The 14,453-nt window shown below is 32.4% G+C and carries 13 protein-coding genes and 1 tRNA gene; 6 read left to right on the top strand and 8 right to left on the bottom strand.

Annotated features, from left to right (window positions below):
• Positions 1-186: 186 nt before the first annotated feature.
• On the bottom strand, positions 187-924 hold the full coding sequence (locus JS605_RS05055) for a prolipoprotein diacylglyceryl transferase (protein ID WP_203256565.1): 738 nt from the start codon (positions 922-924) through the stop codon (positions 187-189).
• Between the two features lie 58 nt (positions 925-982).
• Here JS605_RS05055 and dusB point away from each other — a divergent pair, with 58 nt between their 5' ends.
• The 3 genes from dusB to JS605_RS05040 all read left to right on the top strand — a co-directional run bounded on the left by dusB (position 983) and on the right by JS605_RS05040 (position 3,688).
• Complete coding sequence (gene dusB / locus JS605_RS05050) at positions 983-1,978, top strand: tRNA dihydrouridine synthase DusB (protein WP_203256564.1); 996 nt, start codon at positions 983-985, stop codon at positions 1,976-1,978.
• Between the two features lie 96 nt (positions 1,979-2,074).
• Positions 2,075-2,542, top strand: coding sequence for a VOC family protein (locus JS605_RS05045; RefSeq protein WP_203256563.1), 468 nt, complete (start codon positions 2,075-2,077; stop codon positions 2,540-2,542).
• An 18-nt stretch (positions 2,543-2,560) separates the two neighbouring features.
• Positions 2,561-3,688, top strand: coding sequence for a C1 family peptidase (locus JS605_RS05040; protein ID WP_203256562.1), 1,128 nt, complete (start codon positions 2,561-2,563; stop codon positions 3,686-3,688).
• 26 nt (positions 3,689-3,714) lie between these two features.
• Here JS605_RS05040 and JS605_RS05035 read toward each other — a convergent pair whose 3' ends face one another.
• The 3 genes from JS605_RS05035 to rbfA form a co-directional block, all read right to left on the bottom strand.
• Entirely contained in the window at positions 3,715-4,248 is a 534-nt protein-coding gene (locus JS605_RS05035; RefSeq protein ID WP_203256561.1) for a DUF5946 family protein, read from the bottom strand.
• Between the two features lie 140 nt (positions 4,249-4,388).
• Positions 4,389-5,594, bottom strand: a complete 1,206-nt coding sequence (locus tag JS605_RS05030) for an ABC transporter permease (protein ID WP_203256560.1) — start codon at positions 5,592-5,594, stop codon at positions 4,389-4,391.
• Between the two features lie 74 nt (positions 5,595-5,668).
• A complete protein-coding gene (gene rbfA, locus JS605_RS05025; protein ID WP_203256559.1) occupies positions 5,669-6,073 on the bottom strand; it encodes a 30S ribosome-binding factor RbfA in 405 nt (134 codons plus the stop codon).
• A gap of 62 nt (positions 6,074-6,135) precedes the next feature.
• Between rbfA and mce the strand changes: the two genes are divergently transcribed.
• Both mce and JS605_RS05015 read left to right on the top strand, forming a co-directional pair.
• The gene (mce, locus tag JS605_RS05020) at positions 6,136-6,540 is read left to right on the top strand and encodes a methylmalonyl-CoA epimerase (RefSeq protein WP_203256558.1); all 405 of its coding nucleotides are present in this window, start codon (positions 6,136-6,138) and stop codon (positions 6,538-6,540) included.
• A gap of 75 nt (positions 6,541-6,615) precedes the next feature.
• Positions 6,616-6,689, top strand: a tRNA-Ile gene (locus tag JS605_RS05015).
• Between the two features lie 173 nt (positions 6,690-6,862).
• Here JS605_RS05015 and JS605_RS05010 read toward each other — a convergent pair.
• Entirely contained in the window at positions 6,863-7,945 is a 1,083-nt protein-coding gene (locus JS605_RS05010; protein ID WP_203256557.1) for a toxin-antitoxin system YwqK family antitoxin, read from the bottom strand.
• A 221-nt stretch (positions 7,946-8,166) separates the two neighbouring features.
• On the opposite strand from JS605_RS05010, the gene JS605_RS05005 reads away from it, so the two are divergent.
• Positions 8,167-8,739 carry an outer membrane beta-barrel protein gene (locus JS605_RS05005; RefSeq protein ID WP_203256556.1) on the top strand — a complete coding sequence of 191 codons (573 nt, stop codon included), beginning with the start codon at positions 8,167-8,169 and terminating at the stop codon, positions 8,737-8,739.
• Positions 8,740-8,774: 35 nt separating this feature from the next.
• Here JS605_RS05005 and JS605_RS05000 read toward each other — a convergent pair whose 3' ends face one another.
• Genes JS605_RS05000 through JS605_RS04990 form a run of 3 tightly spaced genes read right to left on the bottom strand, consistent with a single transcriptional unit; the run spans position 8,775 to position 14,392 of the window.
• Positions 8,775-9,023 (bottom strand): hypothetical protein, encoded by a 249-nt coding sequence (locus tag JS605_RS05000; protein WP_203256555.1) that lies wholly within the window; start codon positions 9,021-9,023, stop codon positions 8,775-8,777.
• A 19-nt stretch (positions 9,024-9,042) separates the two neighbouring features.
• Positions 9,043-13,938, bottom strand: coding sequence for a DNA repair ATPase (locus JS605_RS04995; protein ID WP_203256554.1), 4,896 nt, complete (start codon positions 13,936-13,938; stop codon positions 9,043-9,045).
• 4 nt (positions 13,939-13,942) lie between these two features.
• Positions 13,943-14,392 carry a hypothetical protein gene (locus JS605_RS04990; protein WP_203256553.1) on the bottom strand — a complete coding sequence of 150 codons (450 nt, stop codon included), beginning with the start codon at positions 14,390-14,392 and terminating at the stop codon, positions 13,943-13,945.
• Positions 14,393-14,453: the final 61 nt, after the last annotated feature.

The following is a 14,453-nucleotide window of genomic DNA, read 5'->3' as shown; positions in this document are numbered from 1 at the left end:
GTTTTAAATTACAACCGTAGGGTGGAATCTTTATTATTTTTCAGTTTTAATATTCAGGGGATTGTTTCTTTACTATTACTAGCAATGGCTCACGGATATACCTGGTTTTAATGACTTATATCCGACGTTAAACGAAGTTATCGTTTTTTTCTGACAAAGTCAAGAAACAATCATAGCATACCACATTCAATTTTTAATTACTTTAACTATTGTGTTTCTGTAGTAAAGTAAACAAACTACACATAAAATTTGAATCGTACTCAATCCAAAAACATAAAACACATTCGGTTTTAAAAATTCAATACAAAATCTAAATCCAAAGTAGAGTATCATAAACCATTTAAAGAGGTCGCCATTTGGTAATTCACGATATTTTTGGAGCCATTTCAAACTAAAAAAAAGTATGACTAGAAACACCAATTCATACAAAGAAGTTGGGTGTCGTAATAGGCCATCACCCAAATCCATTCCCATAAAAAAATCGGTTACCTTTCCATAAGTAAATTCATTAATACCCGATAAAAAACAGCCAATACGCCCAATAAAAATTCCAAGAATAATAGGAAACACAAACAAATCGCCGGACGATTGGGTTTCACCAATATATTTTTTGGCGAGTTCTACACCTAAAAGCCCTCCAAACAAACCACCCATAATGGTTTTTGTATTCAACAACTGAATGATGTTTTGTTGCGACCATTCAAACACAGGGTTTTCTAAAATACCAACTACACGAGAACCAATCAACGCTCCCAAAGCAGCCCCAAGAATTATAGATAAGCGATTGTTTGATGAAATATGGTCTTTACTTTTTTGGCGTAATATCACATAATATCTAAATGCCAAAAAGAAGGCGAGATATTCTAAAATCAAGTGGATGTTTATGTTATAGCCTAAAACTTCGGGCTCAAAAGGAATTTGCAACAGCTGAAATTTTTATAAATATAGAGAAAAGCAGTAATTTTGTTGAAAAATTGAACCTTTGGTAAAAATAGACAGCATAGAATTGGGCGAATTTCCTTTGCTTTTAGCGCCTATGGAAGACGTAAGCGATCCACCGTTTCGTGCCTTGTGTAAAGAGCAAGGTGCTGATGTAGTGTATACTGAGTTTGTGTCTAGCGAGGGTTTGATTAGAAATGCTGCCAAAAGCGTAATGAAGCTGGATATTTATGAAAAGGAAAGACCAGTAGGGATTCAAATTTTCGGAGCCAATATGGATAGCATGCTCCAAACCATTGATATCGTGGAGCAATCTAAGCCAGATATCATCGATATTAACTTTGGATGTCCTGTAAAAAAAGTTGTGAGTAAAGGTGCGGGTGCAGGTATTTTAAAAGATGTGTGCTTAATGGAAAAGCTCACTGCGGAAATGGTAAAGCGTACTAATTTACCAGTTACGGTAAAAACACGTTTAGGTTGGGACCATGATTCTATTAAAATAGTTGAGGTTGCAGAACGATTACAAGATGTAGGTATAAAATCTATTGCCATTCACGGGCGCACACGAGCGCAGATGTACAAAGGTAATGCGGATTGGAAACCCATTGCAGCGGTTAAAAACAACCCTAGAATGCACATTCCTGTATTTGGAAATGGCGATGTAGATACGCCTGAAAAAGCTGCTGAAATGCGTGATAGTTACGGATTAGATGGTGCCATGATTGGACGTGCTAGTATTGGGAACCCTTGGTTTTTTAAACAAGTAAAGCACTTTTTTAAGACAGGAGAGCATTTAGTGCCTATTTCCTTAGAAGAACGTGTAGAAGCAGCGCGTAGGCATTTACAAATGTCCATAGATTGGAAAGGCGAAAAATTAGGTGTTTTTGAAACGCGTCGTCACTATACCAATTACTTTAAAGGGATTCCACATTTTAAAGATTACCGTATGAAAATGGTAACTAGCGACCACTCTGAAGATGTATTTGCTACTTTTGATGAGGTACTTGAAAAGTTTGCGGACTATCAGTTTACAGAATAGATTTGATGTAAACAAAGCCCAGAAATTTTAAGAGCTGATTTACAAATATCTTTAGTACATTTAGTCGTGTAACTATATACTAAAAAATCAGAACTCATGCGCCACTTTTATACTTTCATTTTACTTATAAGTCTTACATGTTATTACAGTGTACAAGCGCAAGAAAACACGATGCGATTTTCTGTAGACCATTACGCTATTAATGTTTCAGATTTGCAACGTAGCGTTGACTATTATCAATCTGTCTTTGGCATAAAAGAAATCTACAATGGTACAGAAAAGAAACATATTAGATGGTTTCGATTGGGAGACCAACAAGAACTACACGTTATTGCTGTAGAAACATTAAAATTGCAAATACCTAAAGGCGTACATTTAGCATTAACTACTGCAGATTTATCTTTATTTATCAAACATTTAGAAACATTAGAAATTACATACTATGATTGGCCTGGGAATAAAGGTTCAGTATCAGTAAGACCCGATAAGGTTAAACAAATATATATTCAAGATCCTGATGGATATTGGATTGAAATAAACGACGGAGAAAAACGCTTTAAATAATACATAAATAGATTAGCTATGTTAAAACGCCTATTTTTTTTCTTGATAGCCACATTTTCATTAAGCTTTATTCAAGCTCAAGAGGCTTATAAATTCACTGAAGTAATCGATTTAGATGCTACACCTGTTATTAGTCAAGGTAATACTGGTACGTGTTGGAGTTTTTCCAGCACTTCTTTTTTAGAATCTGAAATTATTAGGCTTACAGGTAAGCAAATTGATTTATCTGAGATGTACACTGTACGCAACACCTATCCCAAGAAGGCCGAAAACTTTGTAATGCGTCAAGGGAAAGCACAATTTAGTGAGGGCGGATTAGCACACGATGTGATGAATTCTGTTGCAGCGTATGGTTTGGTACCAAATTCGGCTTACAGTGGTTTGTTATTTAACGAAGTTAACCATAACCATGCAGAACTGTCGGCAGTTTTGCGCAGTATGGTGGAAACCTATGTGGATAATCCAGGTAGAACATTGAGTAAGAAGTGGAAAGGCGCTGTGGATGCAGTTTTATCGGTTTACATGGGAAAAAACCCTAAGTCTTTTGAGTATGAAGGGAAAACCTATACACCACAATCGTTTTTAGAAATGACAAAGCTAAACCCTAATGATTATGTGAGCATTACGTCTTTTACCCATGCACCATTTTATTCAAAGTTTATTTTGAATATTCCAGACAACTGGAGTAATGGTAGTTTTTATAATGTGCCTTTAGATGAAATGATGACTACTATTGATAATGCTTTGGAAAACGGATTTACAGTAGAATTAGACTGCGACGTTAGCGAGCGTACATTTTCATCAGAATACGGTGTTGCTGTTATTCCTGAAAATCCAGAAAACAACAAAAAAGCTTTAGAAGCTATTTACCCTGAAAAGCAAATTACCCAAGCATACCGACAAGACGAATTTGAAAACTACACCACTACCGATGACCATTTAATGCACATCACAGGTGTTTTAAAAGACCAAAACGGCACTAAATATTACAAAGTAAAAAACAGTTGGGGCACCGATGCCTCCAGAAATGCCAATGGCGGTTATATGTATTTTAGTGAAAGCTATATGCGCTTAAAGGCGATTAGTATTACGATACATAAGGATGCTATTAAGAAAAAAACTATGGAACAACTGCATTTTAATTAACTAAAGCCTGATAGTGCACAAAAAAATCAGAGGGAGTTATTTAGAAATTGATGCGCTATAACATCAACTACCTTATGATTTGCATCCCAAGAGTCATAGGTACTCCATGCCCACTTTTTTATCCATTCTTTAGTTTCAGATGGACTTTTTGGCTTTTCTAATATGTCTGTTGAAGTTATTAAACCACGTTGCATAGTTTCAGGAGGGATTAATACTTCATATTGTTTTTTTGATTTGTAGATGTTAAGCTGATTGCTAAGTTTTGGAGACATTTTGTACGTCCAATTGATATCATATTTAAATATTAGATGTAATCGAGTTAAATGAAAATGATTGCTCCATCTACCATGGATTTCAGGGTGTTGTAACGCATGCGCGTCAACAATCAAAAATTTGAAAATATGATTTTGAAGTTTAGAAACATCTATTCCAATATCTAAATTAAAGATTTCTAAACACTCGTGAATACCGTGTTTGGTGTTTGCACCGCAAAATTGGCATTTCCCTTTATCTAATAGAACAATGTTTTTTTTATGTGCAAAAGCGATGTAGTCTTGCATTACTTTTTTTCGAAATATATAATAATTATTAGAAACTCTCGCGAGAAGGATTGAACGGTATGTTTGAGCTCCTCGCAGAGAGCGAGTAGTGAAAGCCTGTTTGCCATTTTTTTTTGAAATGGCAACTTGCCCAAAAACACCTAATTACCTGTAACTAGTTTTTCTGTAACCCTTGTGGCACTTATTTTAGAGGAAAGTATACCTAAAATAGAGATTGTAAAAAATACTAAAATAAAGTTTTCTAATTTTATACTTACAGGGTATGCTAATGTTGGCGTGATAGCTACAAGCCCAAACGTTTGTTGTAAAAGTACGATGAGAAGCCCTAATATTAAACCAATACAACAACCAATAAGTGTAATTGCCGACCCTTGAAGGAAGAAGATTTTACGCATGTGTCTTATGGTAACACCCAAATTATATAAGGTGTTTAGAGATGATTTTTTTTCTAAAATCATCATGATAATAGAACCAATGACATTAAAAATAAGTAATGCTGAAACGAGTGTAAGTAACAGGTAAATAAGTAGGTTTTCACTGTTAAGCATTTTGTACAATGCATCGTTTAGTTGTACACGGTTTTTAATAGCTACTTTATTACCTAGAATATTTTGAAGTTGAGCTTTTATTGCGGTTTCGTCAGCGTCTTTGCTCAATTTAAATTCGATAGCTGAGATTTGATTGGGCTTATAGTTTAATAATCTCCGTGCTAAACTTATAGAGGAATACACATAAGTATCGTTTAACTTCTCATTAATATCAAAAATACCAACGTTTATGGCTCTTACGGTATTAAAAGCATTTTTTGTTGAAGTTATTTGTCCCTTTCCTGGTTTTGGTACATAAATGTTAATGCCTTTTGTATAATCTAAAACACCAAAAGATAGGTTTTGAGACACGCCCCAACCAGCAACAACTTGATTGGTTTTTTGCTCCAGCCAATTCCCATACTGCAATACGGAATCTATACTACTTACTTTATTAAAGTTTTCATCTACACCCTTTATGGTGGCCAAATAGTTTTTACCTTCAGAGTAAACAATAACGTGTTCTTCTATAATTTTGGAGTAGTGCGCAATCCCATTGATGTTATTAAGTTTTTGGCGTTGAGCATCATTTAGTACAAAGGATTTACCAATTATGGTTTCTACCTTTAAGTCTGGATCTACTACGGTTGAAAATTGAAGAGTAAAATCCTTTAATCCAGCAAAGCCAGATAGCACTACAAAAAGAGATGCTGCACCTATAATTACTCCTATTAGAGCAATTATGGTAATAAAGTTAATAGCATTGTTACTGCTTTTTGAGTGCAGGTAACGTTTGGCTATGTATAGCGGAAAATTCATTCTTCTAATGTAAAAAAGAAAAATAAATTTAGAACCATAAAATTCTTAAATGAAAGTTTTTCAAACCACACTAATTAGGACTTCTTTCTTTTATCCAATAAGTCAGGGTTTTCAATAGGATTGTCTTTGCCCTTTAGAGATTGTTCTATACGGTCTATATACTCCAAAGAATCATCAATAAAGAACTCAAGATTTGGCATGCGGCGTAACTGGTTTTTGGTACGTTGTGCCATTTCATGACGAATTAAAGGGGTGTTGCTCCTTATACCTTCTATCAATGCTTTTGCTTTATTATTTGGAAAAATACTTAAATACACTTTTGCAACAGATAAATCTACCGTTACTTTTACTTTAGAAACAGATATAATTACACCTTGCATACCACCTTGTGTTGCAGCTCCTTGGAGTACATCAACTAAATCTCGCTGTAATACCGAACCTATTTTTTTTTGCCTTTGACTTTCTTCTGCGTTACTCATTCTTAAGTTTTACACTGCAAAAATAGTGCATATTTTGTATCTTTCTGTAAAAGTAGTATTTAATGAACAAAATAGAGCATATTGGTATCGCAGTTAAAAGCCTAAAGGAATCTAATAGATTATTTGCAAAACTTTTTGGTAAGACTGAATATAAGATTGAAGCGGTTGAGACTGAAGGTGTAAATACTTCATTTTTTAGAGTAGGGAATAATAAAATTGAATTGTTGGAAGCGACAGAAGAAGACAGCCCTATTGCAAAATTTATTGAAAAAAAAGGAGAAGGGATACATCATATTGCATTTGATGTAGATGATATAGAAACTGAAATTAAACGCTTGCAAAGCGAAGGTTTTACTGTGTTGAATAAAACCCCAAAAAAAGGTGCAGATAATAAGTTGGTAGCTTTTTTGCATCCAAAATCCACAAACGGAGTATTAATAGAGCTTTGTCAAGAGATTAGCGAATAAATTTCTTGTAGAGTTTTAAGAAATATAGTAATATTGCACACTCTTATTTTTAAGAGGATTACATTTTATGTAATAGGGCCTATAACTCAGTTGGTTAGAGTATCTGACTCATAATCAGAAAGTCCCTGGTTCGAGCCCAGGTGGGCCCACCTTAGAAGCCTAAGCTAGAAATAGTTTAGGCTTTTTTTGTGCACTATTCTTTAGTGTAACTGCATTGTATGCATTAATTGCATTTTCTTTCTAAAAGTCAACTTATCAAGTTTCTTGGCAGAAAAAGGTTGCATATTAGGTTGCAATTCAAAATAAAAAGGTTGCAGTTATTTTAATGGATTATAATATCAACTTTCTCTCCGTTTTTAGCTATATGGGTCTTAATTAACTTGCTGTTTTCATCAAATTCCTGCATATCTCCTTCAATTAAATCATTCACATAAAGGGCTTTGTATTTAATATTGCCATTTTCAAAATATTCATAACCGTATCCCTCTCTTTTTCCATTTACAAAGGTAATTTCATGAGACAGTTTTCCATTTTCATAATAAGCTTTAATAAGACCATCATAGTTGTCGTTTATTTTTTTGAAAGATTGTTTTAATCTTCCATTTTTATGATAGTTATATATTATTTGGGAATATTTGGATGTAATAGTATCTAGGGTGGTAATTTCAATACCACTTAGAGTTTTATCATCAAAATAAAACTTACATGTATCTTTTGCTAAATCATTCCAATATTGACATTCCTTTTGGATATTTCCATTCTCATGGTACCTAATAGATTTTCCATGAACAATATTATCTTTTAAAAAATTAACTTCTTCAAGTTGTCCGTTTTTATAATAATGATAAGACTTACCGTTTTGTTTTCCATTAATATTAGTGGTCTTACTTTTTAATTTTCCATTCTCCCAATAGTCCTCTCGGATGCCATTCAAAGTATCATTTTTATACTCAACAATTTGTTTTATGGTTTCACCATCTTTATAATAGAATATCCATTTTCCTTGTTGCATATTGTTTTCATATACACCCTTTGCTTTAAGATGTCCTAGATTTGAATGATATTCATAATAATACCCGTTAATACGTGTAGTTTTTACAATGGAGTCTTGTCTGTAATAATCTGTGTATGTTAATTCATCGTTAAGATTAAAATATTTAATTATCCTATTAGGAAAACTATCAATAACTTTCATTTCAACATATCTGTTTCCATTTGGAAAGAAATAGGTTGAGAAAGATTTAGGTGGTTTGATTTCTAAATCTGGATTTATTTTTCTCCATTCCCCTGCTTTACCTTCTTCTTGATAAAAAACATAGTTTTCATTCCTATATCTTTCATTAGAAATATCGTCTTTACAAGAGAATAATATAGCCGTAAGGAATAAAAGGCAAATTGATTTCAAGAAACAACTTTGATTTAAGTGTCTTACAAATATAATTTTTTCCACTAAAAGAGATTATACAAATTTCTCTAACAACTAATCAATTAAGTTTTAAGAAATGAACTCAAATACCTATTTAATAGAATAAGAAAAGATAAAAGAGCCTCACTTTTGTGTAGAAAGACTTGATAGATAAATGTATTGTTATTCTTCTTAGATTTGCTCTACTAATCTTTCATTTTATGAAAAAAACATTATTTTTTGTTTTACTGTTAATTACTCTAAAAGGTTTTGCTCAGGATTCAAAATTTTCTATTGGAGTAAATTATTCAATTCCATTTGACCATAATTTTATTGCAGATAATTATAATGGCGTTATAGATTTAGGTCTAGATTACAAGTTATATTCAGCTAAAGTATTGAGTTTAGGACTAGCTATTAATGTAGGTCTTTTAATTAGTGATAATTCAGTTATTGATTTAAATATAAAATCTTATGTGATTCAACCTAAATTATTTGCTGAGTTTAATATCTCTAGATTTCATCCGTTTTTAAAAATTGGTTACTCTTCAATGATATTTAGAACTAAGGGGTTTAGTGATAGGTTTTTACGCTTTAGATTTGATGGTATGAGTTTAAATAATACACAAAGTGGTTTAAATATTAATCCTGGTTTAAAATATGATATAAATAATGATTTTTTTGTTCAGGCTCAGTATGATTACATTTTATTGGGTGCAGAATCACCAATACAAAACTCTAGATATAATGTAGCTGTACATATTATTAAGTTAGGGTTAGGAATAAATCTTTAACAAGATTACTTTGAGGATTATAGGTTAAAGAGTAGTTAACTTCCCTCTTTTCCTATATTATCAATTTCATCTTTAGGTTTTTTTCTAAGTAATTTATTGGAATATCTAAAACATAAATAGGCTAAAAGTCCAGCTAAGGCTAACGCTGTTAAATGTTCAAACTTTTCAACCGTACTTGTTCCTATTAATTTTCCAGAAAGTAAGCCCATAATATTTCCAATAATACTTAGAATAAAAAAAACTCCTAGTAAACGGATGAAATAAGCCCAAACTTTTTTAACCATTTAATCCCATCTATTAATTTTATTTTTTATTCAATCCACGTTTCAAAACATTCTGTATTCCTTCTAAATGCTCACTAAACTGCATCATTTGTGCAAGTACTTGTGCCATTTCATTTTTGTCCCCAAAACCTTTAAGTTTATTGTTTTTTACAAAAGTATCCTTAATAGCTTGCCAACGTTCTACATCAGTTTTATTTAAGGAGCCAGTAAGTGCTTTGTATTTTAACAAGTTGGCTTCGGCAGCACTAGTAAGTGTTTGCGATTCGTTTTCGTAATGAGATAGTAAAAGTGTTTCTAATTCTTTGGCATTCATTATGGGCACCACTTTGGCTACTAATTTACTCATATCTCTGTAAGACCCTTGTAGTTTAAATGAAGGTTCGGTACGATAACTATCATCCATAGCTGCCGACTTTATATATGTTTCATTTACCTTTAACACTGTATCTCTAATACTAACTACCTTATCTAATACAGCTAGATAATCTTCAACTTCCTGTTTCGTATGGTTGCCTTTTAATGTCAAACTTTCACGATTTCCAGATTCTACAACTTCAATTAGTTTGTAAATATCTTCAAAATATTTACTACTTAATTGGTGTAAGATAGGGTTAGAAGTTAGTGCATTTTCTATTAAACTTAGTTTGAATAAATCTGCTGTGTCTCCAATAATATCCCCTAAATTATAAATATCAGCACGATTAGCTAACATGTCTGGTATTTGAAACTTATCACCGCTTTCAGTATATGGGTTTCCAGCCATTATAACGCAAAACTTCTTGCTTCGTAAATCGTAAGTTTTAGGTTTACCATTATACACGCCTTCTATTTTACGTGTTCCATCGGCAAGAGAAATAAATTTCTGTAAAAACTCGGGATTACAATGTTGTATATCATCTAAATACAACATCACATTGTTACCCATTTCAAATGCAAGGTTAAGCTTGTTAAGCTCTTCTCTTGCAGCAGAGTTATTAGCTGTTAATGGGTCTACCGAGGTTACTTCATGCCCTATAGCTGGTCCATTTATTTTCATGAATATGAGCCCTAAGCGGTTTGCCATATATTCCATTAATGTGGTTTTACCATAGCCTGGTGGCGATATAAGCAATAGCATCCCCATACGATCTGTACGTTTGTTATCGCCTACGCTACCTAATTGTTTAGATAAATTATCGCCAATTAATGGTAAATACACTTGGTCAATCAATTTGTTTCTCACAAATGAAGACAGTACTCTTGGTTTAAATTCTTCAAGCTTTAACTGTGCTTTTAGTGTTTCGGTTACCTCATGTTTTGCCTCACGATACCTATTAAACGCAGGAACTTCTGTAAATTTAAAATTGTTTAACTGACTAATAAACTTATGATAATTAAATTTGAAATTACCGTTGTTAATAGTATTATGACTCCCTTTTAAGTTTTCAATAACTGTAAAAGGATTTACCTGTATAAGCCCAGAATTTGATTCTCTTTTATATAACGTTAATGCAATAACTTCATAAGTGTAATCTATGCTCTCGGGTGCTTTTACCTTTATAAAAGAACTTACCCATTGCAATACTAATTGTACTGCATCGGTAATTTCATAAGTATCACTTAACGCAATTTTGAGGGATGATTTAAATGCTGTTAATGCATTTTTACTTTCTAAAGATTTAATGAACTTTTCATGTAATTCATATGCTGTTTTACTTATGCAAAACGTGTCATCACTTTGTAGCTCATCAAAAAGATATGAAGCGGTTTCAAATTCTAGCTTATTGGTATTACCGCTATAATCTTTTGAAATGATATCTTGAAGAACAGATCTCTGCAATGCTGCACTTAATGCTTCAATAATAACTTGATATTCTTTGCTATCAGGAAAAACTGATAGTACTGCTCCTGAAGCTTTTATTTTTTGATTCCAAACTGTTTTATCGTCTTGGTTTAGTGTATTCCAAAATAACTGGCCGTAAGCTCTAACTACAGGCTGATAGCGTAGCAAACCTAGATCGTGATGCTTATTTACCAAGGTCTTTAAAATTTTTGAAGCATCTTCATCATGAACCCCTTTTATATATCCTTCAGAATAGTTTTTACTGCTTTCTATTTTTACAAATTCAAGTAACTCTGTTTCATTGAGGTTGTTTAAATCAGCAGTAGTTGTTGTAAATAATTTATAGGCTAAATACGACGACCTGTATATCGTTTCATTTTCTGAAACCAATTCTTGATTCCAATACTTTTGAGACGTAATTAATATTTCATTTTCAATAGTTTGGTAAAAATCAGTACCTGTAAGATGGTATTTTAACGTATCATCTTTGTAAACAATAGTAAGGTCTAAAGGTTGTTTGTTAACCCCAAATTTGTGCTTACCAAGTTTGATGATATTCTCGCCATCTTCATATAAATCTTGTTGGTCTTTTAGTTTTCTAACGGCATCTTCTTTAGCAACTTTTAAGCCAGTTTCAATAGCTTCGGCTTTTCCAACATCGTCAAGATCTTTAAGATCAGTTATAATGTCTCTAAGCTTATTAATCATTAAATCTGAAGCAAAATAACCATTGATTTCTGCTGTAGATTTAAAGGTTAATGCCTTTTTTGAAACTCCTTTTAAAATACGATTTGCGGCAGTTTCTAGTGTTACTGCTTTTTTGTTTCTAGCCTCAACAAGACTGTTTTTTCTAGCTTCAAAAGCAGCATAAACTTCTTCGCGCTTTTCAATTATCTGAGAGATAAAATCTTCAAAATCTGCAAATCTACCCTCTAAGTCTTCTAGTTGAACCGATACTTTGTTTAGTAGTTCATCGGTTTTTTCTGGAGTAGAAGCAATATCTAGATAATTGATAATACTTTGGTCTACAAGCTTGAGTTGTGCCGTAAATTCCGCAGAGGCTTCTTTTTTGCCAAGTGATTGTAACTTGTTTTTTAATCCTGCTTTAAGCTGATTAATAGTTGCAAAAATTAGAGAGATATTATCTATAATTTGAGTAGAGTGAGAGGCGTCTTCAATCTCCAAATTAGAAACGATATCAATTAGCATTTCTAAATCTGAGGCAATATGATTGATTTCTTCTTCTAATTTTTTAGCAGCAACTACCTTTTTGATGCCTTCCAGTTCTTTTTCTTTTTCAGCAACGCGGTTATGGTAGGGTTCTAAAGCCTTATCATTTAATAAAAATTGAACACAACGTTCTGAAATCTTATCGTTTTGAACTACAATGTCTTCCTCTAAAGTACTTATAAATGTAGTGTCAACATAACGTATATCATTTAATGCAATAACTTCGCCCCTAAGTGTTCTGAGTTGTGACAATACAGCGACAAAATCTTCAATAGACTTGAAAGAACTGCCTTTAATTTTGCCAAAAATAGCATCGGCTTTTTCTTGGGTTTCCTTTGTTGTATTAGCTGCTGTTTTTCTTAATTGTACGACCTTTTCAAACTCATCTATGGCAGCATTGGCTGCTGCATTTAGTTCCGTTAAAGGTTCATTTAAAAGAAAGGTTTCGGTCTCTGCAATCCAATAATAACTATTTAAAATGTCGTTAGAGAATTTAGAAATATCGTCATATAAACCATCATAGCTGTCTTCTTTATTTAATAGAGTAATTAGGGCTTGACATTCTGCCATGGCCTTTACAATATCTTTATTTCCTATTTTATAGATTAAGGTGTCTGTATGTTCTGAAGGGACTACATTGCCTTTGATAAAAGGTGTTTGCCATATTTGAATAACATGGTGTTTTGTTTGTTCGTCTTCAGTTTTAAAATAACATAATTCGCCATCATTTAAAATGGTGTAACCACTACAGACAATTGGTGTTTTTACTTCTTGTTCTATAACATTATAAGACATTAAAATATATAAGCCTCTTTCACTTTCATAAAACACATAGAGGAAATCTTCGCCGTTAGGAGAGCTTACTTTCTTTTTAAACTTAACATTTGAAATACTATTATCGAATAATTTGAAACCTCCCGATTGTAGATAATAACCTTCAGCAAAAATAATTCCTTGATTGTCAGGGAGCAGCACACAGGCGTCTGCAATGCTGTCTATTTTCTTTACCTCCTGTATCTTATGATTATAAACAAAATATCTGGGAGATTCTTGAAAAGGCTTAATTTCTAATGCTATTAAATTACCTAAGTCTGCATACTTATATTGACCATCATCTAAAGTTTGGTCTGGATGCTCTACAGGTTCATCATAAATGCCTTTACCATCATTAGTGTTATCTTCTATTTTAATGGTTAAATCGCCACCTATGGTTTCAACAAATACTTTGTCTAAAATTGATATGTGAGGATGTTCTCCATACACATGATGTTCTCTTGTGGGTTCTATCCAATTAAATTCATGCTGATTTGGGAATTTAAATTCATGTTCACTTCGGTTATCAATATATTTTAGTGTACCATCATTAATTAGCCATTTAAATGTTTTTATATCCGTGATACTCTCACTTAACTGAAATACCATGTGGAGGTAATTACCAACTATAGCAAATTTTGAGAAAATGGTATTTCTGTAGTATTTATAAAGATTGGTAAAGTCATTTATAAACGTAGGATCTTCTATTAAACTTATGGGTTGATCTGAAAAATGATTATTATCATAAGTATAAATGCTGAATACATCTTCTAGCGTAATATCGGTACGAAGTCCAAAATGTACGTTATAACCAAACAAACATTTATCGCCAATAGTTACAATGTCTCGTGCAATACAGTTGTTTTCTGTATTGATACGGTTGTTAGCAATAAGCTTAGTTTCAACATTACCAAAAATAGTTTTTCGGGCATCATTTAATTGAGATAATCTTGAAAGGAGTTCGCTTTTTTGTTTTTGTAAACGCCCTTGAATAATCTCGTAGGTACCGCCATCAAGCTGTATATTGTTATCTGAATTCGTTTGTTCCATGATTTTACTTCGATTGTTTACTATTTCTAAGTATCCTTTCTATTGCGGTTAAATTTTTATCAGAAAAACGTTTTCTATTTTCTACGTTTGGCATTAGCTCTACAATGGCAGATTCTAATATTGCTTTAGAAAAACAACCTTTTGATAAACGATATTTTACTGAATCTCCTTCATGAGAAGTTTTATAAATATCATAATTGGTTCTTATAATTATTTCATTATTTGATTTATCTTGGATGTAAAACAAATAGCCATTAGGATCATAAGTTGGTGTTTTTATAACGGTATGTCCTGTTCGACTATTATTTCCAGAAGCAGTGTAAGTAATTTTATTTATGTAACCTTTTTTAATGATAACTCCACGTTGGTATTCGTCTTTCGAGAATATATTATCTGCTACACCAATTAGTATTACACACAGAATTAATATTAATATGATCTTTACTTTTGACACTATATGATTAGAGATTGAAGTTTTAAAATAAAAAACGCAGCCAAAATCGGTATATTAATAT

It is taken from the genome of Hyunsoonleella ulvae, from assembly GCF_016827605.1.
Lineage (GTDB): Bacteria > Bacteroidota > Bacteroidia > Flavobacteriales > Flavobacteriaceae > Jejuia > Jejuia ulvae.
This window is presented reverse-complemented; position numbering and strand designations above follow the sequence as displayed.

What these genes read in the sequence shown, in the direction of transcription:
- JS605_RS05045 (WP_203256563.1), top strand. Translation starts at nt 2,075, where the DNA reads ATGCGCCACTTTTATACTTTCATTTTACTTATAAGTCTTACATGTTAT.
- JS605_RS05040 (WP_203256562.1), top strand. Translation starts at nt 2,561, where the DNA reads ATGTTAAAACGCCTATTTTTTTTCTTGATAGCCACATTTTCATTAAGC.
- JS605_RS05035 (WP_203256561.1), bottom strand. Translation starts at nt 4,248, where the DNA reads ATGCAAGACTACATCGCTTTTGCACATAAAAAAAACATTGTTCTATTA.
- JS605_RS05030 (WP_203256560.1), bottom strand. Translation starts at nt 5,594, where the DNA reads ATGAATTTTCCGCTATACATAGCCAAACGTTACCTGCACTCAAAAAGC.
- rbfA (WP_203256559.1), bottom strand. Translation starts at nt 6,073, where the DNA reads ATGAGTAACGCAGAAGAAAGTCAAAGGCAAAAAAAAATAGGTTCGGTA.
- mce (WP_203256558.1), top strand. Translation starts at nt 6,136, where the DNA reads ATGAACAAAATAGAGCATATTGGTATCGCAGTTAAAAGCCTAAAGGAA.
- JS605_RS05005 (WP_203256556.1), top strand. Translation starts at nt 8,167, where the DNA reads ATGAAAAAAACATTATTTTTTGTTTTACTGTTAATTACTCTAAAAGGT.
- JS605_RS05000 (WP_203256555.1), bottom strand. Translation starts at nt 9,023, where the DNA reads ATGGTTAAAAAAGTTTGGGCTTATTTCATCCGTTTACTAGGAGTTTTT.
- JS605_RS04995 (WP_203256554.1), bottom strand. Translation starts at nt 13,938, where the DNA reads ATGGAACAAACGAATTCAGATAACAATATACAGCTTGATGGCGGTACC.